Origin of the sequence: Liquorilactobacillus mali, from assembly GCF_001437155.1 — a bacterium.
GTDB lineage: Bacteria > Bacillota > Bacilli > Lactobacillales > Lactobacillaceae > Liquorilactobacillus > Liquorilactobacillus mali_A.
In genome coordinates, this window is the sequence record NZ_JQAR01000001.1 from 189,142 (window position 1) to 215,169 (window position 26,028).

General features: G+C 37.4%; 29 protein-coding genes. 25 read left to right on the forward strand and 4 right to left on the reverse strand.

The features are described from left to right. Positions 1-182: 182 nt before the first annotated feature. On the reverse strand, positions 183-887 hold the full coding sequence (locus IV36_RS00925) for a type 1 glutamine amidotransferase (RefSeq protein WP_056990299.1): 705 nt from the start codon (positions 885-887) through the stop codon (positions 183-185). Beyond that, positions 887-2,236 (reverse strand): Mur ligase family protein, encoded by a 1,350-nt coding sequence (locus tag IV36_RS00930; RefSeq protein ID WP_056990300.1) that lies wholly within the window; start codon positions 2,234-2,236, stop codon positions 887-889. Before IV36_RS00930 ends, IV36_RS00925 begins: the two co-directional genes overlap by 1 nt. A gap of 369 nt (positions 2,237-2,605) precedes the next feature. Between IV36_RS00930 and IV36_RS00935 the strand changes: the two genes are divergently transcribed. The 25 genes from IV36_RS00935 (at position 2,606) to sufB (ending at position 24,450) form a co-directional block, all read left to right on the forward strand. After that, entirely contained in the window at positions 2,606-3,178 is a 573-nt protein-coding gene (locus tag IV36_RS00935; protein WP_056990301.1) for a thymidine kinase, read from the forward strand. Between the two features lie 46 nt (positions 3,179-3,224). Next, the gene (gene prfA, locus IV36_RS00940) at positions 3,225-4,307 is read left to right on the forward strand and encodes a peptide chain release factor 1 (RefSeq protein ID WP_003689923.1); all 1,083 of its coding nucleotides are present in this window, start codon (positions 3,225-3,227) and stop codon (positions 4,305-4,307) included. After that, positions 4,300-5,139, forward strand: coding sequence for a peptide chain release factor N(5)-glutamine methyltransferase (gene prmC, locus IV36_RS00945; RefSeq protein WP_056990302.1), 840 nt, complete (start codon positions 4,300-4,302; stop codon positions 5,137-5,139). Before prfA ends, prmC begins: the two co-directional genes overlap by 8 nt. Before the next feature lie 11 nt (positions 5,140-5,150). Continuing rightward, entirely contained in the window at positions 5,151-6,164 is a 1,014-nt protein-coding gene (locus IV36_RS00950) for an L-threonylcarbamoyladenylate synthase (protein ID WP_056990303.1), read from the forward strand. 74 nt (positions 6,165-6,238) lie between these two features. Further along, entirely contained in the window at positions 6,239-6,868 is a 630-nt protein-coding gene (upp, locus tag IV36_RS00955) for a uracil phosphoribosyltransferase (protein WP_056990304.1), read from the forward strand. 486 nt (positions 6,869-7,354) lie between these two features. Continuing rightward, positions 7,355-8,068, forward strand: a complete 714-nt coding sequence (atpB, locus tag IV36_RS00960; RefSeq protein WP_056990305.1) for a F0F1 ATP synthase subunit A — start codon at positions 7,355-7,357, stop codon at positions 8,066-8,068. 17 nt (positions 8,069-8,085) lie between these two features. After that, positions 8,086-8,310 (forward strand): F0F1 ATP synthase subunit C, encoded by a 225-nt coding sequence (gene atpE / locus IV36_RS00965; protein WP_003689942.1) that lies wholly within the window; start codon positions 8,086-8,088, stop codon positions 8,308-8,310. 46 nt (positions 8,311-8,356) lie between these two features. After that, on the forward strand, positions 8,357-8,884 hold the full coding sequence (gene atpF, locus IV36_RS00970; protein WP_056990306.1) for a F0F1 ATP synthase subunit B: 528 nt from the start codon (positions 8,357-8,359) through the stop codon (positions 8,882-8,884). After that, positions 8,871-9,413: an ATP synthase F1 subunit delta gene (gene atpH / locus IV36_RS00975; protein ID WP_003689946.1), complete on the forward strand. Its 543-nt coding sequence runs from the start codon at positions 8,871-8,873 to the stop codon at positions 9,411-9,413. The genes atpF and atpH overlap by 14 nt, the downstream gene beginning before the upstream one ends. Before the next feature lie 23 nt (positions 9,414-9,436). Continuing rightward, a complete protein-coding gene (atpA, locus tag IV36_RS00980; RefSeq protein ID WP_010077835.1) occupies positions 9,437-10,951 on the forward strand; it encodes a F0F1 ATP synthase subunit alpha in 1,515 nt (504 codons plus the stop codon). A gap of 18 nt (positions 10,952-10,969) precedes the next feature. Then, complete coding sequence (locus IV36_RS00985; RefSeq protein WP_056990307.1) at positions 10,970-11,923, forward strand: F0F1 ATP synthase subunit gamma; 954 nt, start codon at positions 10,970-10,972, stop codon at positions 11,921-11,923. 24 nt (positions 11,924-11,947) lie between these two features. Beyond that, on the forward strand, positions 11,948-13,351 hold the full coding sequence (gene atpD / locus IV36_RS00990; RefSeq protein ID WP_056990308.1) for a F0F1 ATP synthase subunit beta: 1,404 nt from the start codon (positions 11,948-11,950) through the stop codon (positions 13,349-13,351). Between the two features lie 14 nt (positions 13,352-13,365). Continuing rightward, positions 13,366-13,791 carry a F0F1 ATP synthase subunit epsilon gene (locus IV36_RS00995; protein WP_056990309.1) on the forward strand — a complete coding sequence of 142 codons (426 nt, stop codon included), beginning with the start codon at positions 13,366-13,368 and terminating at the stop codon, positions 13,789-13,791. A 184-nt stretch (positions 13,792-13,975) separates the two neighbouring features. After that, positions 13,976-14,212 (forward strand): DUF1146 family protein, encoded by a 237-nt coding sequence (locus IV36_RS11825; protein WP_082623680.1) that lies wholly within the window; start codon positions 13,976-13,978, stop codon positions 14,210-14,212. Between the two features lie 34 nt (positions 14,213-14,246). Beyond that, on the forward strand, positions 14,247-15,554 hold the full coding sequence (gene murA / locus IV36_RS01000; protein ID WP_056990310.1) for a UDP-N-acetylglucosamine 1-carboxyvinyltransferase: 1,308 nt from the start codon (positions 14,247-14,249) through the stop codon (positions 15,552-15,554). A 159-nt stretch (positions 15,555-15,713) separates the two neighbouring features. After that, the gene (gene mreB / locus IV36_RS01005) at positions 15,714-16,700 is read left to right on the forward strand and encodes a rod shape-determining protein (RefSeq protein ID WP_056990311.1); all 987 of its coding nucleotides are present in this window, start codon (positions 15,714-15,716) and stop codon (positions 16,698-16,700) included. Between the two features lie 25 nt (positions 16,701-16,725). Further along, positions 16,726-16,971, forward strand: coding sequence for a membrane protein insertion efficiency factor YidD (gene yidD / locus IV36_RS01010; protein ID WP_056990312.1), 246 nt, complete (start codon positions 16,726-16,728; stop codon positions 16,969-16,971). Between the two features lie 67 nt (positions 16,972-17,038). After that, positions 17,039-17,263, forward strand: coding sequence for a DUF2969 family protein (locus IV36_RS01015; protein ID WP_056990313.1), 225 nt, complete (start codon positions 17,039-17,041; stop codon positions 17,261-17,263). A 104-nt stretch (positions 17,264-17,367) separates the two neighbouring features. Continuing rightward, positions 17,368-18,570 carry an FtsW/RodA/SpoVE family cell cycle protein gene (locus tag IV36_RS01020; RefSeq protein ID WP_187328419.1) on the forward strand — a complete coding sequence of 401 codons (1,203 nt, stop codon included), beginning with the start codon at positions 17,368-17,370 and terminating at the stop codon, positions 18,568-18,570. Positions 18,571-18,779: 209 nt separating this feature from the next. Continuing rightward, positions 18,780-19,133: an arsenate reductase family protein gene (locus IV36_RS01025; protein WP_056990315.1), complete on the forward strand. Its 354-nt coding sequence runs from the start codon at positions 18,780-18,782 to the stop codon at positions 19,131-19,133. A gap of 130 nt (positions 19,134-19,263) precedes the next feature. Then, a complete protein-coding gene (gene sufC, locus IV36_RS01030) occupies positions 19,264-20,043 on the forward strand; it encodes a Fe-S cluster assembly ATPase SufC (protein ID WP_003689998.1) in 780 nt (259 codons plus the stop codon). A 14-nt stretch (positions 20,044-20,057) separates the two neighbouring features. Then, the gene (gene sufD / locus IV36_RS01035; RefSeq protein ID WP_056990316.1) at positions 20,058-21,350 is read left to right on the forward strand and encodes a Fe-S cluster assembly protein SufD; all 1,293 of its coding nucleotides are present in this window, start codon (positions 20,058-20,060) and stop codon (positions 21,348-21,350) included. After that, on the forward strand, positions 21,331-22,569 hold the full coding sequence (locus IV36_RS01040) for a cysteine desulfurase (protein WP_056990317.1): 1,239 nt from the start codon (positions 21,331-21,333) through the stop codon (positions 22,567-22,569). The genes sufD and IV36_RS01040 overlap by 20 nt, the downstream gene beginning before the upstream one ends. Next, the gene (sufU, locus tag IV36_RS01045) at positions 22,556-23,032 is read left to right on the forward strand and encodes a Fe-S cluster assembly sulfur transfer protein SufU (protein WP_056990318.1); all 477 of its coding nucleotides are present in this window, start codon (positions 22,556-22,558) and stop codon (positions 23,030-23,032) included. The genes IV36_RS01040 and sufU overlap by 14 nt, the downstream gene beginning before the upstream one ends. 14 nt (positions 23,033-23,046) lie before the next feature. Then, entirely contained in the window at positions 23,047-24,450 is a 1,404-nt protein-coding gene (gene sufB, locus IV36_RS01050; RefSeq protein WP_003690005.1) for a Fe-S cluster assembly protein SufB, read from the forward strand. A gap of 108 nt (positions 24,451-24,558) precedes the next feature. Here the strand turns inward: sufB and IV36_RS01055 are convergent, their stop codons facing one another. Continuing rightward, complete coding sequence (locus IV36_RS01055) at positions 24,559-25,140, reverse strand: site-specific integrase (protein WP_162261576.1); 582 nt, start codon at positions 25,138-25,140, stop codon at positions 24,559-24,561. Between the two features lie 203 nt (positions 25,141-25,343). After that, the gene (locus IV36_RS12570) at positions 25,344-25,730 is read right to left on the reverse strand and encodes an Arm DNA-binding domain-containing protein (RefSeq protein ID WP_056990320.1); all 387 of its coding nucleotides are present in this window, start codon (positions 25,728-25,730) and stop codon (positions 25,344-25,346) included. Between the last annotated feature and the right edge of the window lie 298 nt (positions 25,731-26,028).

Genomic DNA, 26,028 nt, shown 5'->3' on the forward strand with positions numbered 1-26,028 from the left:
AATCAATATTCTTCATCAAATTTCAAATTTCGAACTATTTATAGTGAAAAAAACACTACATTCATAATCTTTTGTTAGTACTCGAATCTTACAGACTTATGTCATATTTTCATTATTTGAGATACTCTTTGATACATTTTAATCTTAACCAGGTTACTTTGTTGTTCCGAGAGAGCAATTAATCAATATGTTGGTTTGATTTCCAACTGTTCCTGTTGTGTAAAGTCATTGGTTGGATACTTGCGTTTTAGTGCCAGTAAAAGGAGTCGCTTGGCTAATTCCCCATTACGTGCAAGAATTGGGCCATGAAAATAGGAACAAAAGACATTTTTATAAATAGCTCCTTCTGACTTATCTTCCCCGTTATTCCCATGACCGCTAATAACTGTTCCCAGTGGTCGTTCACCATTACCCAAGAATGTCATACCATTATGATTTTCAAAGCCATGATATTCTTGACCAGTTTCGGAATTTTTGATAACGATATCACCGATAAAACGGTTGTTGTCTTGACTTTTTGTATAGTGGGGAAGGGCATTGATCCCAGCTATTTTTTCACCCTTAGCTGAGATGTAGTATTCACCAAGAAGCTGGTAGCCACCACATATTGCAAGCATTGGTCCATCATTTTCAATAAAGGAAGTTAATGCTTCTTTTTTATTTTGAATATCCTTTGAAACGATGACTTGTTCATAGTCTTGACCACCACCAAAAAAGGAGAGATCGAACTTGGATTCCTCAAATTGCTGGTCTAAACTGACGATTTCGGAAGTTAATTCAACATTCATTTGTTTTGCATAATATTCGAGAACAAGAATATTTCCAATATCACCATAGGTATTTAGGAGATCACCATAGAGATGAGCAACATTCAATTTAAGACTCATTATTCCATTCCCTCCTTAATGTATCCTTGATTTGCTAACAACTTACGTAACTGAAGTACAGCAGTATAGGTCGCTAGAACATAGATCCTATTGGAAGGCATTTTCTTAAGTGCCTCTAAAACTTCGGTAAGATTTTCACGTTCCATAAATTGTTTATCCGAAACACCAGCAACTTTTAAACGAAATGAGATATCACGATAGCGTTCGCCACCTGCAAGAACGCTTGGAATATTATTGAAAGGAAGGTTCTCAAAGCGACCATCCCAAATCCAGCTTGTGTCAATCCCGTCAGCATAGTTGGCATTCAATAAGACGGCAAGAGAAAAAGGTTCTGGATCAGTTTTAATCATCTCAAGTACTTGATCTAAGCCTACTGGATTCTTAACTAATATCAGAGTGATTTCTTTGTTATCAACATTAATAACTTCTTGTCTGCCAAATATTTTTTCATCATTATCATTTAATGCAGTTGCAATCAGTGAACTGTCAATAGCAAAAAATCGAGCAATACTGTATGCAGCTAGAGCATTATAAATGTTGTAAGTTCCACCGATGTGCAAATTGATTGTCGTATCGTCAATAATAAACTCAGAACTTTGAGGAGTCTGCTGAATAATTTTAGACACCGAAAAGTCCAGTTCTGGTCGCTTAAAGTCACAATTTGGACAGTAGTACTTGCCTAGATTTGCATATGAAATCTTCTTGTAGTGCAGGATATGTTGACATTTAGGACACAATAAACCATCGGTATTTGGCAAAGCCTGTTGTTCTTTGTCTTCTTGTGCATCGATACCATAGTAGATAATCGGATTAGGCAGTGCCACACTGTTGAAAATCGGTGCGTCACCATTTGCGATAATTGTTGCTGTTGGTTCTAGTTTGATTCCTGCAAGAATTTTTGCATAAGTTGTATAGATTTCACCATAACGATCCATCTGATCGCGAAAAATATTAGTTAACACAAAAACTTTTGGCCTTACATATTTTGTCACAAGTTCTACATTAGCTTCATCTGTTTCGAGTACAGCCAAGTTTTTACCAGATTTAGTTTTCTGTGAAGTTAAGAAGGCAGTGACTATTCCTTGTTTCATATTAGATCCGCTTGGATTAGTTAATACCTGTGAATATTTTGCTTTCAGAGCTTTGACTGTGAGTGCAGTTGTCAGAGTCTTTCCGTTTGTCCCAGTTATTATAACTGTCTCATAATTTTTTGCGAGATCTTGCAGAACATCTGGATCAATTGCCAGTGTTATTTTTCCTGGTAATGCGGTACCACCGTGTAAAAAGTTGTGCAAAAACCAATAGGATGTGCGTCCTGCAGTAATTGCTACCGAACTTCTGAGTGACATTGTATTTCCCCCATTTCCAAAGAAGCTGCTGCAGGGTTGACGATGTGTAACAGCTTCTTTGTTAATTACGTATACGTGTGTTCCAAAAGTCAAGCTTTTTCGCACAATTTCAAATTATTAAATTATTATAGTAGCAGAGATGGTTACAATCATAACTCGAAATAGCACGCAAAACTTCCAAACTTATGTCACATTATCTTGTATAATTACAAAGAAGATAATATCACAAAATCTAGGGAAAAGGTTACTGTACTGACAGATAAAAACTATTCTTAAAGTAAATACTAAAACATCTGTCATATGAATAGTGAAATTTGTGAAGAAATCATATATAATTGATAGGAAAGTCTAAATTTGGAGTTGATAGTCATGGCACAGCTGTTTTTCCGTTATGGCGCGATGAATAGTGGGAAGAGCATCGAAATATTGAAAGTTGCACATAATTATGAAGAACAAGATAAGTCAGTTGTAATTATGACTAGTGCGGTTGATGACAGGGATGAGTTGGGGTTCATTACAAGCCGAATAGGATTAAAAAGAAAAGCGACCCTAATTTATGAGGACACAGATGTCTATAGGTCAATTGCTAAGATAGATAAGAAAATAGACTGTGTATTAATTGATGAAGCACAGTTTCTAAAACAGCACCATATCAAGGAATTTGCGAGGATTGTTGATGAGCTAGATATTCCAGTTATGGCTTTTGGATTGAAAAATGATTTTCGCAATGAATTATTTGAGGGTTCAAAATACTTGCTACTATATGCTGATAAGATTGAAGAAATGAAAACAATCTGCTGGTTTTGCGCCAAGAAAGCAATTATGAATCTTAGGGTTCATGATGGTCATCCAGTGTATAGTGGTGAACAAATCTTAGTGGGTGGAAACGAAGCTTACTATCCTGTATGTCGCAAACATTATTTGAACCCGCCTTTGAATTAGCAAGTCACAATTGTTTTTAAAGAAGAAGATGGAGGAATATTTTTAAATGAATGACTTATTTGATCGCTTGCAATCTCTCGAGGATCGATACGAAGAGTTGGGCGAATTACTATCTGATCCAGATATCATCAGTGATACTAGAAAGTTTACGAGTCTCTCAAAAGAAATGGCAGACTTACGTGAGACTGTTGAAAAGTATAATCAGTATAAAGAAGTTGTGCAAACAATCAAAGATGATGAAGAGATGCTGGGCGAAAAACTCGATGATGAAATGGCCTCGATGGTTAAGGAAGAATTGGCAACAGCCAAGTCTGATAAAGAGGCATTGGAATCTGAGATTAAAATTTTGTTATTGCCCAAGGATCCTAACGATGACAAAAATATTATTATGGAGATTCGTGGAGCAGCTGGCGGCGACGAGGCGAGCCTTTTTGCAGCAGATCTATTTGGAATGTATTCCAAGTTTGCTGAAAAAGAAGGTTGGACCATTGAAGTTCTTGATAAGAATGTCACTGAGGTTGGCGGATTTAAAGAAATTGCATTGTTGATCAATGGTGACAGTGTCTATTCGAAGCTAAAATATGAAAGCGGCGCGCATCGTGTTCAGCGTGTTCCTGTGACAGAATCTGCTGGACGGGTGCATACTTCGACAGCGACAGTGGTAGTCATGCCTGAAGAAGAAGATGTTGAGATTGATTTGGATCCAAAAGATATTCGTGTAGATGTTTACCGTTCTTCTGGTGCTGGTGGACAGCATATTAATAAGACATCTTCGGCTGTTCGAATGACACATTTACCTACTGGAATTGTTGTGGCGATGCAAGATCAGCGTTCGCAACAACAAAATCGTGAAAAGGCAATGAAAATCTTAAAAGCACGTGTTTATGACTACTATTCTTCAAAAGAACAAAGTGAATATGATCAGAATCGTAAATCTGCTGTAGGGACAGGGGACAGATCTGAACGAATCAGAACCTATAACTACCCGCAAAACCGTGTCACGGATCATCGCATTGGTTTGACGCTCAACAAGTTAGACCGCATTATGAATGGTGAATTAGAAGACGTGATTGATGCTTTGATTTTGTTTGATCAAACCAAGGCACTGGAGAGTCTGCAAAATGAGTAGTATGAATTTTTTTGAGGCCCAGAAATGGGCTTTTTCTTTTATAAATAAAGATAATGAAGAAACAAAAAATGCAATTAAATTACTTTTAATGGATATTAGAGGATGGAATGAGTTACAATTGCTGCAGAATTTGCGGACAAATTTAACTGACAGTGAACTTAGCAAATTTAAAAAATGGGTAAAGATGTATCAAGAAGATTGGCCAGTGCAATACATTTTAGGGCATACATTTTTTTTCGGACATACTTTTCGTGTGACAGAAGATACTTTGATACCGCGGCCCGAAACAGAAGAACTGGTCGAATGGATAATATCTGATAATCCAATAATTGATGCACAGCAGACAGTGGCTGACATCGGCACTGGAACGGGAGCAATTGGAATATCTTTGCAGCTTGAGCGGTCAAATTGGGACGTGACTTTGTCAGACATTTCGGAGGAAGCCTTGGCGGTTGCGAAGGAAAATGCAATTAATTTACAGGCAAAAGTTAAATTGGCGGCGGGTGACCTGCTGTCTGTTCTAAACGGCAAATATGATTTGATAGTTTCTAATCCGCCCTATATTGCTGCTTCTGAGATAGACTTAATGGATAAGTCGGTAATTGCTCATGAACCAAAAAGTGCGCTGTTTGCAAAAGAAAATGGGTTGCTTTTTTATCATAGATTTGCTGAAGAAATAACTAATTATCTTAAACCGGGAGGAAAGCTGTATTTAGAAATAGGATTTAAGCAGGGACAACAAGTTGCAAAACTGTTCGAGAATATCGGAAAAGTTGAAATAAAAAAAGATTTTTATGGGAATGATCGAATGGTAAGAGTAACAATACGATAAGGAGAAGTAAAATGCTGATTACAAAAATCTATAAACCAGCTGAAATAAAGCAAGCTGCGGATGAACTGAATAAAGGTGAACTGATAGCATTTCCCACTGAAACAGTTTATGGTCTTGGTGCAGATGCTACAAATGAGTTGGCTGTTAAACGTGTTTATTTAGCAAAGGGGCGTCCATCTGATAATCCACTGATAGTTACGGTCTCATCTACTGAAATGATGGAACAGTTTGCTACAGATATTAGTGAGGATGCTAGGAAGTTAATCAAAAACTTTTGGCCCGGTCCATTGACATTGGTATTCAATATTAAACCTGGTACTCTTTCAAAAGCAGTTACCGGTGGTTTAAAGACAGCTGCTTTTAGAATGCCACAAAATGAAGTTACTAGAAGATTGATAGAATTAGCGCGAGTTCCAATTGTGGGGCCATCGGCTAATTCATCTGGAAAGCCTAGTCCAACTACTGCAGAACATGTTTACCATGACCTTGAAGGAAGAATTGCGGGAATTGTTGATGATGGACCGACTCAAGTTGGTGTTGAATCGACAATTATTGATATGTCAACTGATAAACCGCTCATCTTACGTCCGGGTGCGGTAACAGTCGAAGAAATAGAGGCTGTCTTACAGAAACAATTGAATACAGATCAGCATAAAATTGGTGCAGATGAAACACCTAAGGCCCCAGGAATGAAGTACAAGCATTACGCGCCAGATGCTCAAGTCTTAATAGTCGAAGAAGATAAGTGGGATGCTGCATTGACTTGGGCAAAAAAACAACTTGTTTCAGTTGGGATAATGGCCTCTAATATGCAGGGACAAGCAATTCCAGAAAACTGTGAATTGTTCGACTTGGGTAGTAATGTTGAGCAGGCAAGCCATAACCTTTTCGCAGGTTTAAGATATTTTGATGATAAAAAAGATATAAAGTGGATTTTGGCCGCGGGCTTTGCAGAAGAAGGCTTGGGAATTGCTTATATGAATCGCTTAAAAAAATCGGCAGGAGATCAATTTTTTGTAGATTAATTTAAGATGAAAGAAGCTAGCCAAATTGCTTTTTTTCCGCTAAAATAATTAAGAATAAAAAAGGAGTGTCTAGATTGGGAAAATTTGAAGTACTTGATCATCCACTGATCCAACATAAATTAACGATTATTCGCGATAAAAATTGTGGAACTCGTGAATTTCGTGAGGTTGTCAATGAAATTGCAGAGTTGATGGCTTATGAAGTGTCAAGAGACATGCCGCTTGAAGATGTTCAGGTCGAAACACCTATAACAGTTACAACGAAAAAGAGACTTGCTGGTAAAAAAGTTGTAATTGTACCCATTTTACGTGCAGGTTTAGGAATGGTTGATGGTATTCTTGAACTGATTCCAGCTGCAAAGGTTGGACACGTGGGAATGTATCGTGATGAGGAAACATTGAAACCCGTTGAATACTTTGTCAAGATGCCTGAAAATATGGAAAGCCGCGAGATTTTTGTGGTTGATCCAATGTTGGCAACAGGAGGATCTGCAATTATGGCTGTCGATGCACTAAAGAAGCGTGGGGCAGTCGCAATCAAGTTTGTTTGCCTTGTTGCTGCACCCGAAGGGGTCAAGGCTTTGCGTGCTGCACATCCTGATATTGATATTTTTGCTGCAGCTTTGGATGATCATTTAAACGAAAATGGATATATTGTTCCCGGTTTAGGTGATGCAGGGGATCGTTTATTCGGTACGAAGTAGCTATTATCCTTCTATATTTGTTGGAAAAATTATTATATTACAAAGAAAGCATGAAGTTAAGCACGATTAAAAAGTGCAAGAACGTCATGCTTTTTTGATGATTAATAGAAATTTGAATATCATTAATTTGAGTACACCAAAAAATATATTTATATTGTACACAAGGGAAACAACCTGAATTGTAAAAAAGTGATTGATAGGTATTACTTTCAAAATACCTTAAGGAATAAAAAAGTGTTTGCTAATTAATACACAAACAAGAGTGAAATCTAGTGGCTAATGTGATAATGATAATAATTATTTGACTATAAAAGATTATTATATCACATAGGAAAGCGCTTTCCAATGTTCTAAAAACATTTTGTGTTTTTTCTTAAATGGTGGTATCATTTCTTGTGTATTAAAAAGCGCTTGTTATTAGGCTTTTGCACATATTTTTCTAAATTTGATGAGTCATGCCATCAAGAGGAAGAGAGGTGAGACTTGGTGAATGAGGGAGCATATGTTCAAGAAATCTTTGGAATTCCTTTCAACATTAGCAATGATCTGCCGGGGTTACTTGCGGCAATAATCGTATTTTTTACTATGTTTTGGTTGTCACGCAAGATACAACTGAAGCCTACAGGAAGGCAAAATGTTCTTGAATGGATAATCGATTTTACCAACGGTATTATTAAGAGTACAATGCCCAATAAAGAGGGAAGCCAGTTTGGACTCCTGATTTTTACATTGTTTTCTTTTATATTTGTGTCGAACCAGTTGGGGTTGATGTTGCAGGTTAATGTAAATAATACAGCTTACATTAAGAGTCCAACAGCGGATGCTATGACAACGATGACACTTGCTTTTATGGTTTTGCTTTTTGCACATTTCTTGGGAGTTAAAAAATTTGGTTTTAGAGGGTATATTAAAAATACTTATTTAAGCCCAATTCCTTTTTTACTTCCGATAAGCATACTTGAAGAATTTACAAACTTTCTTACACTGGCTCTTCGATTATACGGGAATATCTATTCTGGTGAAGTTCTATTAAAGCTGATTTATGAATTTGGTAGATCATTTGGTCTAGCGTCATTTATTCCAGCTATTCCATTAGAAATTATCTGGCAAGGTTTTTCTGTATTTATTGGGAGTATTCAAGCCTATGTGTTTGTAACTTTGACGATGGTTTATATATCTCAAAAAATTGAAAAAGAGTAAACAAGGAGGATTTAGTTATGATTTCATTATCTTTAATAGGTGCAGGGTTAGCAGCTGCAGGTGCTGCGATTGGTGCTGCGATTGGTAACGGTCTTGTAATTTCTAAAATGATTGAAGGTATGGCACGCCAACCTGAATTGGAAGGTAAGTTACGTACTAACATGTTTATCGGTGTTGGTTTGGTTGAAGCTGTTCCAATTATTGCAATTGTTATTTCATTCCTTTTGTTGGCAAAAGCTTAAACAAAATTATTGTTTAAACTGTCAAAACAGAGGAGGTGTCAATTAAATGGGTACAGATTTTATACTTGGTGCTGTTGCAACATCTGTTAAATGGGGAGATATGTTATTTTATCTAGTTCTATTTATCGTGTTAATCGCACTGTTGAAACATTTTGCGTGGGGTCCTGTCAATGAGATGATGGATAAGCGCGCGAATAAAATTGCAAATGATATCGATTCTGCTGAAGATGCTCGGCAAAAAGCCGAAGACCTTGCAGAAAAAAGACAAAGTGCTTTGAAAGAATCACATGTTGAGGCATCACAAATTATTGAGCGTGCAAAGAAAAATGGTGAACAGCAAAAAAATATAATTGTTGAAAATGCTCATAGTGAAGCCCAATCATTCAAGGAAACTGCAAAGCAAGATATTGCACGTGAACGCCAAGATGCTTTGGAAGGTGTCAAGAATGATGTAGCTGAATTGTCACTTGAAATTGCTTCAAAGGTTATCTCGAAGAATTTACAGCTTGATGATCAAAAGGCCTTAATTGATTCTTATATCGAAGGGTTGGGGAAGCAAAATGAAGTTAAATAAGACGATAATAGCCCATCGATATGGGAGTGCACTGTTTGAATTGGCACTTGAAAAGGATGAGCGCCAAGCTCTTAAAGAAGAATTGGTAGAATTGAAACAAATACTTGTCAATGAACCTAAAATGATGTTGCTTTTAACTAGTAAACAAATTTCAAGGGTTGATAAGCAAAAATTTATCAAAACTTTGGGTGATTCAGCTTCTGAAACTTTAAAGAACTTGTTGGATATGCTGTTTGACTATGATCGTATTGGTGATTTGGATGTCATTATTGATGAATATATTAGATTGAATGATGAATACGAGAAAACAGTTAAAGCAGTTGTCACAACGGCTATTCCTTTGGAGAGTGAGCAAAAAGCCAAATTGGCTGATTCCTTTGCTAGAATAGTCGGGGCAAACAAAGTAGTGCTTGAAGAGAAAGTTGACTCTGACATTATTGGAGGAGTTATTCTTAGATCAAATAACTATATCTATGATGGTTCTTTAAAATTAAGATTTGCACAAATCAAAAGAATGCTTTTGAAATGATTATATAAAGAGGTGAAACTTCTATGAGCATTAAGGCTGAGGAAATAAGTGCTCTGATTAAACAGCAATTAGCAAATTATCATACTGAACTCAATGTTGACGAAGTCGGAACAGTTACATATGTCGGTGATGGGATTGCCCGTGCAACTGGACTTGATAACGCATTAGCGGGTGAATTACTTGAATTTGATGATGGAACTCTGGGGATGGCTCAAAACCTTGAGTCGAATGATGTTGGTATTGTTATTCTTGGTTCTTTTGAAGGAATTCGTGAAGGCAATAGTGTTAAAAGAACCGGAAGGATTATGGAAGTTCCAGTTGGAGAACAACTGATTGGACGTGTGGTTAATCCTTTGGGCCAAGCAATTGATGGTCTAGGAGAAATTAAGGTTGATAAGACTCGACCGGTTGAGAAAAAAGCACCTGGTGTTATGCAGCGTAAATCAGTTAGTGAACCTCTACAAACGGGTATTAAAGCTATTGATGCATTAGTACCAATTGGTCGTGGCCAGCGTGAGTTGGTAATTGGTGATCGTAAGACAGGTAAGACTTCTGTTGCAATTGATACGATCATTAATCAAAAAGATCAAGACATGATTTGTGTTTACGTTGCGATTGGTCAAAAGGAATCAACAGTTAGAAGTCAGGTAGAAACACTTCGTAGTTATGGTGCTATGGATTATACGATTGTTGTTTCTGCGGGTCCTTCATCTCCAGCACCACTGTTATGGCTTGCACCATATGCAGGGGCTGCCATGGGTGAGGAGTTCATGTACAATGGCAAGCATGTTTTGATTATCTATGATGATTTAACAAAACAAGCGGATGCTTATCGTGAGCTTTCTTTGATTTTGAGACGTCCACCTGGTCGTGAAGCTTATCCTGGTGATGTTTTCTACTTGCATTCACGTTTGTTGGAACGTGCTGCTAAGTTGAGTGATGATTTGGGTGGTGGTTCAATGACTGCCTTACCATTCATTGAAACAAAAGCCGGTGATGTTTCTGCTTACATTCCTACGAATGTTATTTCGATCACTGATGGTCAGATATTCTTGGATAGTAATAATTTCTATTCAGGTATCCGTCCAGCTATTGATGCTGGTACATCTGTTTCTCGTGTTGGTGGTGCTGCACAGATTAAGGCAATGAAGAAAGTTTCTGGTACTTTGCGTCTTGATTTAGCATCATATCGTGAGTTGGAATCATTTGCACAATTTGGTTCCGATTTGGATGCTGCTACACAAGCCAAGTTAAGTCGTGGCCGCAGAACTGTTGAAGTTCTAAAGCAACCTCTTCATGAACCACTAGTTGTTGAGAAACAAGTTTTGATTTTGTACGCATTAACACATGGTTTCTTGGATACTGTCCCAGTTGATGATATTATGCGTTACCAAGGTGAGCTGTTTGCTTTCTTCGACAATAACCATAAGGATCTATTGGATTCTATCAAGAAAACAGGTGCTCTTCCAGATACAGACAAACTTGATGAAGCAATTAAAGATTTTGCTAACGGGTTTCAAGCAACTGCTGCGAAATAGAAAGGTCGGTGAAGGCTAGTGGGGGCTTCTCTACAAGAAATTAAACGAAGAATCTCTTCAACTAAGAAGACAGAACAAATCACTGGTGCAATGCAGATGGTTTCGACTGCTAAATTGAGTCAGATTCAACGTCATACGACTAGCTATCAAGTGTATGCTAAAAAAATCCGTAGTGTTATAACTCATCTTGCTAAATCTCATCTCCTTGATGGTGGTGCATCAATTACACCTCGTCCGAAGGAAGCAAATGAAAATGATGATCAGATTGATGGATTAAGTATGTTGGTTAAGCGACCAGTTAAACATACGGGGATTGTGGTAATTACTTCTGATCGTGGATTGGTGGGAAGTTACAATAGTAACGTGATTAAGCAGACCTTGGAATTAATCAGTGGTGGCAATCATTCCACAGAGGACGTAGTGATTATTGCGATTGGTGGTACTGGTGCTGACTTCTTTAAGAAGAGGGGCTACAAAGTTCCTTTTGAATTTCGTGGAGTTAAAGATATTCCAAAATTCAGAGAGACTCATCAATTAGTCAAAAAAATTATTGATATGTATGATGACGAAACCTATGATGAATTATTTGTTTGTTATAATCACTTCGTTAATTCGCTGACATCGGAGTTTCGCGCTGAACCAATGTTGCCGATTTCTGCTATGAATGTCGGTAATGATGATTTGACAGATGACGGTGAACAGGAGGGCTTTTCAGCTGAGTATGAGATGGAGCCTTCAGAGGATGCAATTTTAGAGGTAGTATTGCCTCAATATGCTGCGAGCTTAATCTACGGAGCAATTCTTGATGCAAAGACCTCTGAACATGGTTCTAGTTCGATGGCGATGAAGTCTGCGACTGATAATGCAAAAGATGTTATTTCTTCATTGGAATTACAGTACAACCGTGCTCGCCAGAGTGCGATTACTACTGAAATTACGGAAATTACAGGTGCACAAGCTGCTCTTGATTAATAAGATGATTGGAGGAATGTTTAAATGAGTTCTGGTAAAGTAGTTCAAGTTATCGGACCTGTTATTGATGTTCAATTTCCTCTTAGCGAAAAATTACCTGATATCAACAATGCGTTGAATGTTGAACGAGCAGATGGCTCAAATCTTGTTGTTGAAGTTGCTCTTGAACTTGGTGACGGAGTAATGCGTACCATAGCGATGGATTCAACAGATGGTGTTCAAAGAAGTGCAAAGGTTGAAGATACTGGTGCATCAATTAGTGTCCCAGTGGGTAAAGAAACGTTAGGACGTGTGTTCAATGTTCTTGGTGAATCGATCGATGGTGGTGAAAAATTTGGAGATGATGCCGAGCGTCATCCAATCCATCGTGATGTACCAGCGTATGACCAGTTGAACACAAAAATTGAAATTCTTGAAACAGGTATTAAGGTTATTGATTTACTTGCACCTTATATTAAGGGTGGAAAAATCGGGTTGTTTGGTGGTGCCGGTGTTGGGAAAACTGTTTTGATTCAGGAACTTATTCACAATATTGCCCAAGAACATAATGGTATTTCTGTTTTTACAGGTGTTGGTGAACGAACTCGTGAAGGTAATGACCTTTATTTTGAAATGAAAGAATCAGGTGTTTTGGAGAAAACGGCCATGGTATTTGGTCAGATGAACGAGCCACCTGGTGCTCGTATGCGTGTTGCTCTGACAGGATTAACAATTGCGGAATATTTCCGTGATACAGAAGGGCAAGATGTGTTGCTATTTATTGATAATATCTTCCGCTTCACGCAAGCTGGTTCAGAAGTTTCAGCTTTGCTTGGACGTATTCCGTCAGCTGTTGGTTATCAACCAACACTTGCTACGGAAATGGGTCAACTGCAGGAACGTATTACATCAACGAAAAAGGGATCTGTAACATCTATTCAAGCTGTTTATGTTCCAGCTGATGATTATACTGACCCTGCACCAGCAACAACTTTCGCTCATTTGGATGCTACAACTAACCTTGAGCGTAGTTTGACACAACAGGGTATATATCCTGCTGTTGATCCCTTAGCTTCTACTTCAAGTGCTTTGGCACCTGAAATAGTCGGTGAAGAGCATTATAAAGTTGCTACAGATGTTCAACATGTTTTGCAACGTTATCGTGAATTGCAAGATATCATTTCAATTCTTGGAATGGATGAACTTTCTGATGATGAAAAGGTAATCGTTGCTCGTGCTCGTCGTATCCAGTTCTTCTTATCACAAAACTTCCACGTTGCTGAACAATTTACTGGTGTTCCAGGTTCTTATGTTCCAGTTAAAGAAACTGTTGCTGGTTTCAAGGACATTTTGGATGGTAAATATGATGATCTTCCTGAAGATGCATTCCGTTCAGTTGGACGTATCGAAGAGGTAGTTGAAAAAGCTAAGAAAATGACTAGCAAATAAAGGGGGTAACTTTGATGGCTGAACAAGATTTATTGACAGTTAGTGTAGTTACTCCTGATGGCAGTGTCTATGAGGGTCAAACAAGATTAGCAGTTTTTAAGACGACTGTAGGTGAAATTGGTATTTTACCAAATCATATTCCCTTAATTGCTTCACTAGAAATTGATGAAGTAAGAGTCAAAGTGCAAGGTACTGATGACAAGTTTGATGAAATCGCAGTTAGTGGTGGTTTTGTTGAATTCTCTGATAATGTTGCGACAGTTGTTGCAAATAGTGCAGAAAAAAAGGAAAATATTGATAAAGATCGTGCTGCTAAGGCTCGTGAGCGTGCGGAACGGCGTTTAGAAGCGGCTAAACAGAGCAATGATATTAATACTACTAAGCGTGCTGAGATTGCTTTGAAAAGAGCAGTTAACCGTATAAATATATCAGGACACTAGTATTAATTATTAATAAAAAAATATTTTTTCAATCATCCGATCACTTTATGAATCGGATGATTTTTTTTATGCAACAATATAAAAGTAAAAAATAATTAAAATATTACAAACTTATTACATATTTAAAGACTTGTATTTTTTTTTATGATAATATTAAGCTGTATCTTTTAGAGGAGTGTGAATAATGAATTATTATGGGTTCACTGCATTACTTAACATTATATGTAACTTTGTATTTGTTTTCCTTGCTTTTTATTGTGTGCAAGCTTTGCGTTTGGATCGTTACATATCCTCACAAAAACAAGGTATATTCAAAATACTGATTGTAATGGTATCTATTGCAATTGGATACATGTGTAGTTCGTTTTTCTTGGACTTCATAAATAATGTACGCAGTTTGTCTTATTTATTTCAAAAATAAAAAATGCATATTATGATAACTTGGAGGAATCATTTTGGAAAAAATAATCGTTCATGGCGGTAATCGACTTGTCGGCAGTGTTGAGATCGAAGGAGCAAAAAATGCTGTCTTACCTATCTTAGCGGCAAGCTTATTGGCAAAAGAGGGAACAATGCAGTTGGATAGTGTACCAGTTCTGTCTGACGTATATATGATGAATAATGTATTACGTTTTTTAAATGTTAAAGTTGAAATGGACGAAATTAACAAGACTGTGTCATTAGATGCAACTTCTAAGTTGTCGTATGAGGCACCTTTCAAATATGTTTCTAAGATGCGTGCTTCCATAGTAGTTATCGGGCCGTTATTGGCACGTTTAGGGCACGCAAAGGTTGCGATGCCCGGCGGATGTGCAATCGGCTCAAGACCAATTGACTTGCACTTAAAGGGTCTTGAAGCTATGGGTGCGGTAGTTGAACATCACGATGGATATATTGAAGCTACAACTGAAGGACTTGTTGGTGCAGATATTTATTTGGACTTTCCAAGTGTTGGGGCTACGGAGAACATCATGATGGCAGCTACGCTCGCAAAAGGGACAACTGTTATCGAAAATGTCGCACGTGAACCTGAAATCGTTGATTTAGCAAATGTTTTAAATAAGATGGGCGCAAATGTGATTGGTGCGGGTACTGAGCGATTGAAGATTGTCGGTGTTACTGAATTACATGGTACTGATCATACAATTGTACAAGATAGAATTGAAGCTGGTACATTTATGGTTGCTGCCGCTGCCACTAATGGAAATGTGTTGGTAAAGAATGCAATTGCAGAACATAATCGTCCATTAATTTCTAAGTTGGAAGAAATGGGAGTTTCTGTAACTGAAGAGAATGAGGGAATTAGGGTAATTGGAACAAAACATTTGAAACCTGTAACAGTTAAAACGTTACCTCATCCTGGTTTCCCAACTGATATGCAACCACAAATCTCTATTTTGCAGTTATTGGCAGATGGAGAAAGTGTTATAACGGAAACAGTGTTTGAAAATAGATTTATGCATTTTGGTGAATTAAGAAGGATGAATGCTGATGTTAGGATTGAAGGTAACTCCGCGATTCTTCACGGTCCAGCAAAATTACACGGTGCTGAAGTTGCAGCAACTGATTTGAGAGCTGCGGCAGCGTTGGTTTTGGCTGGCCTTGTTGCAGACGGTTATACTCAAGTAACTCATCTGAAGTATCTTGATCGCGGATATTATCATTTTCATCAGAAACTTGCAGCTTTAGGGGCTGAGATTACAAGAGTTGATGAAGAAAATCTTGCTATTAAAAACAGAGAGGTTTCCGAGCTCAATAATTGAGTATCTCTAAAAGTCATGGTCTAATCCTGTATTTATTATAATTCTATATTCTTGTGAAAGAATGTTTGTGGTATAATATACTATGTTTTTTGTAGGGCAATCAAGGGGTAACCTTGTTTTTAAAGTACTACATATATAATTTATTAAAGGAGAATAGCTATGGCTAAAGATATTGGTATTGATTTAGGAACTGCTAATGTTTTAATCAATTTAAAGGGCAAGGGTATTGTCTTAAATGAGCCATCAGTAGTTGCAATCGATACTCACACAGGAAGAGTATTAGCCGTTGGTTCGGAAGCCTATAAGATGGTTGGAAGGACTCCTAATAATATTCGAGCAATTCGTCCGCTGAAGGATGGAGTAATTGCTGATTTTGATATAACAGAACAAATGCTTTCATATTTTATTAAGAAACTTAATGTTAAGGGATTTATGTCTAAGCCTAATATTTTAATTTGTTGTCCAACTAACACAACTTCTATTGAGCGCAAAGCAATTAGACAAGCAGCTGAAAAATCTGGTGGCGGGAGTGTTTTTCTTGAAGAAGAACCTAAAGTCGCTGCGATTGGTGCTGGCCTAGATATTTTTCAACCACACGGTAGCATGGTAATTGATATTGGCGGTGGAACTAGTGACATAGCTGTCCTTTCCCTTGGTGATATCGTTGTGAGTCGTTCGTTGAGAATAGCAGGAGATCGTTTGAATTCCGATATTATGACATACACGCGTAAAACGCAGGGACTACAAATTGGAGAACGGACTGCTGAAAAAATCAAGATTGAAATTGGTACAGTTTTAGCAGATTATCGCAGTGATCAGATGGAGGTCCGTGGACGTGACGTTGTAAATGGTCTGCCTCGAACAATTACACTTTCATCTAATCAGATCGAGAGTGCTCTTCATGAAACAATGATGTCAGTTATTGATGCTGCTAAAGATGTCTTGGAACAAACCCCACCTGAATTAGCTGCTGATATTATTGACCGTGGAATTGTTTTAACTGGTGGCGGAGCATTGTTAAATGGAATTGATCAATTATTTTCAAAGCATTTGAAGGTTCCAGTGATGGTCGCTGATTCTCCTTTAGATGATGTTGCAATGGGAACAGGTTTCTTATTAGAACATATAGAAAAAAGCAAGAAATAATTATAAATTAAGGGGGATAATTTCGATGAAGCGGCTGTTGATTTTACTTGTGCGTGGATATCAAAAAGGAATTTCCCCTTTTTTTCCACCAAGTTGTCGGTATTATCCAACTTGTTCTACTTACATGATTCAAGCTTTAGAGAAACATGGGGTTATAAAGGGATTGTTAATGGGAACTGCTAGGATTTTAAGGTGCCATCCTCTAGTGAAGGGCGGTTATGATCCAGTGCCCCCAAGGTTTAATTTAAGACGCAATAATAACTCAAAATAGATCAAAGTTTAAAAAATGTTTTTTTGAATAATAGGTATTTAGAAAATTCTCACATGGGAGGAAAATAGTGTCACGTAGAGAGAAGAACATCGAAATTAAAGAAGAAGAAAAGATCGTAGATGGTGAGACTGAAATTGTATTGACGATAGGCTCAGCGACCTTAGGTAGTGTTAGGGTTTCAAAAAGAGGTTTTGTAGCATTGCTTCCAAATGGTGAAACTTTTAGGACTAGTTCACATGACGAGGCTATCAACTTGTTGATACGTGATTATCACCTTCACCATGCGAATTAGATAGAATTTTCTGTAAATCCGGTAGATATGGATACTCATACTAGCGGTTTTATTATTTAAGGTTATCTGTTTAGGTTCGCAGGTAGTATTTATAAGGAGGAGCTATATTGGCTGAGGAACAATTAACGAGAGCGGATAATAAAGATGTTCGGATTGATTATGGTATTATCTTTTCAGTTCTTGTGTTAGCGGTGATTGGGATAGCATCAATATATGTTGCTGCGAGTCACGATACAAGTACATCTAGTGTTACCAAGATGATTTTGACACAGGTAGCTTGGTATGCAATTGGAACGATCGCAATCGTAATTATTATGCAGTTTGATGCGGAACAGCTGTGGAAGTTGGCTCCAATTGTGTATGGTATTGGGATATTTCTCTTGGTAATGGTTTTATTTTTGTATAGTAGATATTATTTTGCTAAGACAGGTGCTAGAAGCTGGTTTGCAATTGGGAGTTTGACTTTTCAACCTTCTGAGCTCATGAAACCCGCATATATTATGATGTTGGGTCGAGTTGTTTCTCAACACAATAATGAATATGTTGAACATACTTCGAGCAATGACTGGAAATTATTATTTAAGATGGTTGGTTGGACATTGCCAATAGCTGTTTTACTTAAGCTACAAAATGACTTTGGGACAATGCTTGTCTTTTTTGCCATTTTTGGAGGAGTTGTGATTGTTTCAGGTATAACTTGGAAGATTATTGCTTCGATTGCGGTTGCTGGTGGTGTCCTAGGTACCACTGCTATTACACTGGTAATATATGGAAGAAGTATCCTAGAACAAATTGGTTTCAAAACATATCAATTTAATCGTATTGAAGCGTGGCTGAATCCATCGGCTGATACATCTTCAACAAGTTATCAATTGTGGCAGAGTATGAAAGCAATTGGCTCGGGTAAGCTTCTTGGTAAGGGTTTTAATGTCTCAAATGTGTATGTACCCGTCCGCGAATCTGATATGATTTTTTCGGTTATTGGAGAGAATTTTGGTTTTATTGGCGGATGTGTCTTGATATTTTTATATCTGTTATTAATTTTTCAGATGATTCAAGTTACTTTTGATACTAAGAATGAATTTTATGCGTATATTTCTACTGGAGTAATTATGATGATACTCTTCCATGTATTTGAAAACATTGGGATGAGCATAGGACTCCTTCCATTGACAGGTATTCCATTACCTTTTGTGAGTCAAGGTGGGTCATCATTGATTGGAAATATGATTGGTATTGGATTAATAATGTCGATGAGATATCATAACAAGAGTTATATGTTCAGTAACAGTAAGGATTTTCACTAATCTTTTTTGTTTAAAAGAAGTTTGGCATAAGGGACATGTTTATCCAGAATAAATATAGAGCCAGGTCAATAATTAAAATTTGACCTGGCTCCTTTTTGTGATAGATTTTTATAAAATATGCAATGGTTACAATCTTGAATTACTCTTCTTTGTCACAAATTAGGTCTTGTACTATAATAAATTTTAGTATAAAAAGGGAGTTGGTTTGATTGAAGAAAATGTATTGTTACAGTCGTTGCAGTACTTGTGCAAAGGCACGAAAATGGTTAGACGAAAGAAATGTATCCTATAATGAAGTTGATATAGTGGAAACTCCACCAACTAAAGAAGAATTATTAGGGCTGATTAAGCAGGGCAACCATCCAATCAAATATTTCTTTAACACGAGCGGCATTAAGTACCGTGAATTGAAACTAAAAGATAAGGTTCCTTCAATGAGTGATGAAGAGGCAAGCAAACTTTTGGCCAGTGATGGTAAATTAATCAAGAGACCGCTAATGATCGAAGGAGATCACTTTACTTGTGGATTTAAACCTGATGTGTATGAGACAGAATGGCTCTAAATAAGTGATAAGATATTTTTCTTATTATCCTTAGTTATTTATAAAAATTAAAATTTAATGAATTTTCTAATTGAAAACGATTTGCAATTAAGCTAAAATTAGAGCGTGTTCTAAATTGGAGGAATTGATGATGTCAACACTTGAAATAAAAGATTTACATGTGTCAATTGAAGGTAAAAATATACTAAAAGGTGTTAACTTAACGATGAAAACCGGTGAAATCCACGCAATCATGGGACCAAATGGAACTGGTAAATCAACTTTGTCGGAAGCAATCATGGGACATCCTGCGTATAAGGTAACTAAAGGAGAAGTTTTGCTTAACGGTGAAAATATTCTTGATCTACCAGTTGATGAACGTGCCCGTGCCGGCCTATTCTTGGCAATGCAGTATCCTGCTGAGATTCCTGGCGTAACGAATGCAGAATTCATTCGTGGTGCAATCAATGCTCGCAGACCTGAAGATGATGCAATTTCGATTAAAAACTTCTTGAAGCAATTGGATGAGACAATGTCAGTTTTAGATATGACCGAGGAAATGGCAGATCGTTACCTTAACGAAGGATTCTCCGGCGGTGAGAAAAAACGGAATGAAATATTGCAATTGATGATGATTAAACCAAAGTTTGCAATTCTAGATGAAATTGATTCTGGGTTGGATATTGATGCATTAAAGGTTGTCTCACGTGGTGTTAACAAGATGAGAGGGCCTGAATTTGGTTCATTAATTATTACGCATTATCAACGTCTCCTGAATTATATTGTACCTGACGTCGTTCATGTGATGATGGGCGGTAGAATTGTAGAACAAGGTGGACCAGAACTCGCTAAGAGGTTGGAAGATGAAGGTTACGCAGGGATAAGAGATGAGCTTGGATTAGACATTAAGCTTGTTGATGAAGATGCGTAGGGATGAGGTGAATTATGACGGTTGAATTTGAGAGTTATCCTGAAATTAAAAGCTACGCAGAAAGTGTAGCTGAACCAAAATGGTTTACTGAAATGAGAATCAAGGCACTTGAGGCACAACCAGCACTAGAATTACCGAATTTTGAGAAAATAAGATATCAGCGCTGGCCAATTCAGGTAAAAAAAGCATTAAAAAAATTTTCCTCGGATAGTGATCTTCTAGAAGAGTTAGACATCGAAGAAGCAAAGTACTTAGTCGTGCAGCTTGGTCAAGATACTGTACGCGAAAAAGGACTAACTGAGTTAGAAGAACAAGGTGTGATTATTTGTGATTGGCAGACAGCATTAGAGCAGCACAGTGATCTAGTTCAGAAATATTTCATGCAAAAAGCTGTAAAGTATGACGAGGATCTGCTAACTGCACAACATGTTGCAAACTTGACAAGTGGATTATTTGTTTATGTTCCTAAGAATACTGTTGTGAAAGAGCCGTTGACTACTTATTTTGTGCAAGATGCTACCACAAAGGCAGACTATGTACACCATGTAATAATTGTTACTGAAAAAAATAGCGAGTTCTCATACCTTGAGAATTTGACAACTGTTGGTAGTGAGAAGACCACCGCAAATATTATCGTTGAAGTTATTGCAGGGACTGATAGTCATGTGAAATTTGCAAGTGTTGACCGCTTGGGAACCAATACGACTACGTATCTCAATCGGAGAGGTCACCTTGAGGATAATGCCAAGATTGATTGGTCAATGGGTATGATGAATGACGGAAATATTGTTGGTGATTTTGATTCTGACCTTGTAGGAAATGGGTCTCATTCAGAAGTTAAAGTTGTTGCTATCTCAACAGGCAAACAAGTTCAAGGAATTGATACACGTGTTACGAATATTGGGCGTCACACAATTGGACATATTTTGCAACATGGTGTGATTCTGTCGCGTTCAACACTTACATTTAATGGAATTGGACATATTATAAAGGGCGCTAAGGGCTCGGATGCCCAACAGGAAAGTCGTGTTTTGATGCTATCGACCAAGGCAAAGGGCGATGCTAATCCAATCTTACTGATTGATGATAATGATGTAACTGCTGGTCATGCTGCTAGTGTAGGACGTGTCAATCAAGAACAGTTGTATTACCTGATGAGTCGCGGTTTGCCGAAAAAAGTTGCAGAACGCCTTGTCATTCGTGGCTTTTTGGGGCCAGTATTGGCTGCTATTCCATCAAAGAAGATTGAAGAACAATTAAAGGTAACTATCGAAAGGAAGCTTGTCGATGGTCAAACAGATGAATGAACTTATTAAGGATTTTCCGATACTTGATCAGAAAGTGAACGATGAACAATTGGTATATCTTGATAATGCAGCAACTACGCAAAAACCGCGTGCGGTTGTTGATGCGATAACCAATTATTATTATCATGATAATGCTAATGTTCATCGCGGAGTGCATACACTTGCGGAGCGAGCAACGGCGCAATTTGAAGACGTTCGCAAGAAGGTTGCACACTTTATCAATGCTCCAAGTGAACAGGAAATTATTTACACGAAAGGAACAACTGAATCCTTAAATTGGGTGGCTGCAAGTTATGGCAGAACTTTTGTGAAGCCCGGTGATGAGATTGTTATTTCGTACATGGAACATCACAGCAATTTGGTACCATGGCAAATCCTTGCTAAGAAAAATGGAGCAATACTAAAGTATATTGATTTGCTTCCTGATGGCCAGCTAGATATGGATAGTGTCAGGAAACAAATTACAGATAAAACAGCAATCGTTTCACTTGCTCATGCTTCAAATGTTCTTGGAGTCGTTAATCCGGTGGCGGAAATTGCAAAAATTGCACATAAACATGGAGCAATTATGGTCGTTGATGGTGCTCAATCTACACCGCATATGAAGATTGATGTACAGGATTTAGGCATTGACTTCTTTGCTTTTTCTGGGCATAAACTCATGGCTCCAACTGGGATAGGTATTCTTTGGGGTAAAAGTGAATTATTAGAGCAAATGCCACCGCTTGAATTTGGTGGTGAAATGATTGATTGGGTACAGTTGCAAGAGACTACTTTTAAGAAGGCCCCATGGAAATTTGAAGGTGGGACACAGAATATTGCAGGAGTTGTCGGTTTAGGTGCAGCCATTGATTATCTTGAAAGTATTGGAATGGATAAAATTGAGAATTATGAGAAATCATTGATTGCAAATATTTTGCCAGCATTGGTTAAGATTGATGGTTTGGAGATATATGGGCCACTAGATCCTGCAAAACGTACTGGAATTATTTCTTTTAATCTCAAAGGTTTGCATCCGCATGATGTTGCAACTGCTTTAGATATGGAAGGTATTGCAGTAAGAGCAGGACATCACTGCGCACAGCCATTGATGGAATACTTGGATGTTGCTGCAACGGCACGTGCCAGCTTCTATCTATATAACACAGTTGAAGATGGACAACGTTTGGTAGAAGCAATCAAGGCAACGAAGGAGTTCTTTAAAAATGGGATTGTCTAGATTAGATAATTTGTATCGTCAGATGATTTTGGAACATGCATCACATCCTCATCATCACGGGACACTTAAAAATGCTGATCATCAACTTGAGTTGCGGAATCCGACTTGTGGGGATGTTTTGGTTGTACAGGTTGCGATGAAAGCAGACAAGGTTTCTGACGTGGCATTTTCAGGATCTGGGTGTACAATAAGTCAAGCCTCCGCAAGTATGATGACTGATGAGGTAATCGGTAAGACAGCAGCACAAGTTGAACAGATGGTAGTGACATTTTCGAAGATGGTTACTGGAGATTCAGTAGATAATGTTGATGATATTCTAGGTGATGCAGCAATTCTTGAGGGAGTTGCACAGTTTCCCGCACGCATTAAGTGTGCAACGCTAGCTTGGAAAGCAATTTATCAGGCAATTGAGAATGACAATAAGGAATCGACTGTCGGTTTAATGCGACACGATGAGCTATAGGAGGGAGTTATTATATGGCAGATGCAAGTATGCTTGGTCTGGGCGGAGAATATAAGTATGGTTTTAAAGATGATATTCAACCAATTTTGACGACCGGTGAAGGTCTCAATGAAGAAATTGTACGGCAAATTTCAGCAGCAAAAAATGAACCAGATTGGATGCTGGATTTTCGTCTGAAGTCGTTTAGACGTTATGAACAGATGGAAATGCCTGATTTTGGGCCTGATTTAACAACGCTTGATTTGAATCATATTAATTATTTCAGGCGTGATAGTGATAAAATTGCTCGTAATTGGGAAGATGTCCCTGAAGATATCAAGAAAACTTTTGATCGTTTGGGTGTTCCAGAGGCAGAGCGCAAATATTTAGCTGGTTCTTCTGCACAGTATGAATCCGAAGTTGTTTACCATAATATGCGTGAAGATTTTGAAAAATTAGGAATTGTCTTCATGGATACGGATTCGGCTGTACAGCAATACCCAGAATTAGTAAAGAAGTATTTTGGCAAGCTGATTCCTCCTTCTGATAACAAATTTGCTGCATTAAATTCTGCAGTTTGGTCAGGTGGAACATTTATTTATGTACCAAAGGGTGTTAGAACAGAAGTACCAATTCAGAGTTACTTCCGAATTAATGCTGGAAATAGTGGACAGTTTGAGCGGACTTTGATCATCGTCGATGAAGGTGCAAGTGTAAACTATGTTGAAGGATGTACAGCTCCTAACTATTCTGAAGACAGTTTGCACGCGGCTGTTGTTGAGGTTAATGTGTTGAAGAATGCATATTGCCGCTATACAACGATTCAAAATTGGTCAGATAATGTTTACAGTCTTGAAACGAAACGTGCGCAAGCACTTGAGAATGGGACGATGGAATGGGTTGATGGCAATCTAGGTTCCAAGGTTACGATGAAGTATCCGAGTGTGTATATGAATGGTGAGGGTGCGAGAGGGACAATGCTTTCGATCGCTTTTGCAGGTAAAGATATTGTTTCTGATACAGGTGCACGCATGATTCATAATGCTAAGAACACATCCAGTTCGATTGTTTCTAAGTCCTTGTGTAAAGATGGTGGACGTGTAGATTATCGTGGTAAAGTTCGTTTCGGACGTACTAGTGATGGCTCATTCTCACATGTTGAATGTGATACTATTATTCTTGACGAAAAAAGTGCGAGTGATACTATTCCATTTAATGAAATCAAAAATGGGAATGTTTCGATGGAGCATGAGGCAAAGGTCTCCAAGATCTCAGAAGAGCAGCTCTATTATTTGATGAGTCGGGGAATTACTGAAGAAAAAGCAACTGAAATGATTATTATGGGATTTGTTGAACCATTTACCAAGGAATTACCAATGGAATATGCAGTCGAACTTAATAGGTTGATTGAGTACCAGATGGAAGGTTCTGTTGGATAGGTTTATGTATTTAGCCACAAACGCTGTTATATTAACGTTTGTGGCTTTTTATTTTTTATTTTTTTGGAAATTAACGACAAATTTAACGACAACAGGTAGCTTTTTTGTTTAATTGTCCATAAATTTTGCGAACTTTTCTGCTGTGTCACGTTTTACTTTTTTTGTAACATGAGTATATATATCAAGTGTTGTTTTTGAGTTTGAATGCCCTAGACGATTTTGAACTTCTTTAATAGACGCACCAGCTTCAAAAAGTAAAGAAGCATGTGTATGTCTGAAACCATGTACTGTTATTTTCTTTTGAGGATATTTTTTATAGACCCATTTAAGCCAGTCATTTGCTCTGTTTGTTATTAATAGCTGATTTGACTTCATTTGAGTAAATAAGAACTGTTCGTTAGTCATTGAATTAATACCATTTGTAAGAAGGCGCTCTCGTTGATCAATTCTCCATGATTTTAGCAAAGAAATTGTTTTAGCATCTAGTTCAATTTCTCGTTCAGAAGAAGCTGTTTTGGGAGTTTGAACTATAACTTTGTGCTTTCTTGCATCAAAAAACAATGTTCTATAGATTTTTACACTTTTGTTCACGTAATCAATATCTTTCCATTGAAGGCTTAAAGCCTCACTTTTTCGTAATCCTGTAAATGCTAGCAATCTAAAAAAAAGCAATAAATCTTTTATCTCCAATTGAATCTAAGCACTCAAAAAAATATGTTAATTCATCACGCGTATAAAAATTTTCTTCATTCTCATCTTTTGGTAAAGGACGAGGTACAACAATTTTCTTCATAGGATTGCTGTCAATTATTTCAAGATTAATAGCATAATTTAGTATTTGAGCGGTTAAATTTTTAATATGTCGATATTCACGATATCTTTTGTGCCAATAATTAACAGATTTTTGACAAGAGGGTACGCTTATTTTTTCCGAATCTTGGTTTTATATACCGCTTGTATAGCCACCAACAATCAGTAGCCGTTGATTGTCTATATGACTCAAACCATAAATCGAATAGTTCCTGAAATGTTTTTATTGCAGCTGATTTTTTGACTAACTTTCCACTTGAAAATGATATTTGTAATTTGCTAGCTTTATTTTTAGCTTCTGTCCTGCTTGTAAAGCCTTGACGAGTGGTTTCATATTTTTTACCCGTTGTTGGATCATAACCTAAGAATACGTGTAATTTATAACGAGTTTTTCCTTTTTTATTTTTATAACTAGTTATTTTCGTAGAGCAGATACCTCCAATGTTTAAAAAGTATAGGTGAGTACACAATTCTCAATAAGAAATCTTAAAAGGTGATTGTTAAGATCAGAATTTGTGTAATTCTTATATATGCATACGCACATATGTTCGCTTAAGGCGTTAAATAAAAGCCCCCGAAAGGGCAGTCGTTAAAGATTTAATGTGAAATCAAATGTGTGGCTTGAATTATCGTCGTCGTAGTTATCGGTCTCATAGTTGCCATCAATTTTAGCTCTTATAGATTTTAGATTTGATGTGTCTTTTATAGGAACGGGAGTGTCAAGAAGTTTGTGTAAATGGGAATACCTTTCCCCTGTAAAATTAAACC

Coding starts and splice junctions, on each gene's coding strand:
- atpD (WP_056990308.1), top strand. CDS start 11,948: ATGAGTTCTGGTAAAGTAGTTCAAGTTATCGGACCTGTTATTGATGTT.
- atpF (WP_056990306.1), top strand. CDS start 8,357: ATGGGTACAGATTTTATACTTGGTGCTGTTGCAACATCTGTTAAATGG.
- atpA (WP_010077835.1), top strand. CDS start 9,437: ATGAGCATTAAGGCTGAGGAAATAAGTGCTCTGATTAAACAGCAATTA.
- IV36_RS00935 (WP_056990301.1), top strand. CDS start 2,606: ATGGCACAGCTGTTTTTCCGTTATGGCGCGATGAATAGTGGGAAGAGC.
- atpE (WP_003689942.1), top strand. CDS start 8,086: ATGATTTCATTATCTTTAATAGGTGCAGGGTTAGCAGCTGCAGGTGCT.
- sufD (WP_056990316.1), top strand. CDS start 20,058: ATGACGGTTGAATTTGAGAGTTATCCTGAAATTAAAAGCTACGCAGAA.
- prmC (WP_056990302.1), top strand. CDS start 4,300: ATGAGTAGTATGAATTTTTTTGAGGCCCAGAAATGGGCTTTTTCTTTT.
- IV36_RS00995 (WP_056990309.1), top strand. CDS start 13,366: ATGGCTGAACAAGATTTATTGACAGTTAGTGTAGTTACTCCTGATGGC.
- yidD (WP_056990312.1), top strand. CDS start 16,726: ATGAAGCGGCTGTTGATTTTACTTGTGCGTGGATATCAAAAAGGAATT.
- IV36_RS01040 (WP_056990317.1), top strand. CDS start 21,331: ATGGTCAAACAGATGAATGAACTTATTAAGGATTTTCCGATACTTGAT.
- prfA (WP_003689923.1), top strand. CDS start 3,225: ATGAATGACTTATTTGATCGCTTGCAATCTCTCGAGGATCGATACGAA.
- IV36_RS11825 (WP_082623680.1), top strand. CDS start 13,976: ATGAATTATTATGGGTTCACTGCATTACTTAACATTATATGTAACTTT.
- IV36_RS00950 (WP_056990303.1), top strand. CDS start 5,151: ATGCTGATTACAAAAATCTATAAACCAGCTGAAATAAAGCAAGCTGCG.
- sufU (WP_056990318.1), top strand. CDS start 22,556: ATGGGATTGTCTAGATTAGATAATTTGTATCGTCAGATGATTTTGGAA.
- atpH (WP_003689946.1), top strand. CDS start 8,871: ATGAAGTTAAATAAGACGATAATAGCCCATCGATATGGGAGTGCACTG.
- IV36_RS00925 (WP_056990299.1), bottom strand. CDS start 887: ATGAGTCTTAAATTGAATGTTGCTCATCTCTATGGTGATCTCCTAAAT.
- IV36_RS00930 (WP_056990300.1), bottom strand. CDS start 2,236: ATGTCACTCAGAAGTTCGGTAGCAATTACTGCAGGACGCACATCCTAT.
- mreB (WP_056990311.1), top strand. CDS start 15,714: ATGGCTAAAGATATTGGTATTGATTTAGGAACTGCTAATGTTTTAATC.
- sufB (WP_003690005.1), top strand. CDS start 23,047: ATGGCAGATGCAAGTATGCTTGGTCTGGGCGGAGAATATAAGTATGGT.
- sufC (WP_003689998.1), top strand. CDS start 19,264: ATGTCAACACTTGAAATAAAAGATTTACATGTGTCAATTGAAGGTAAA.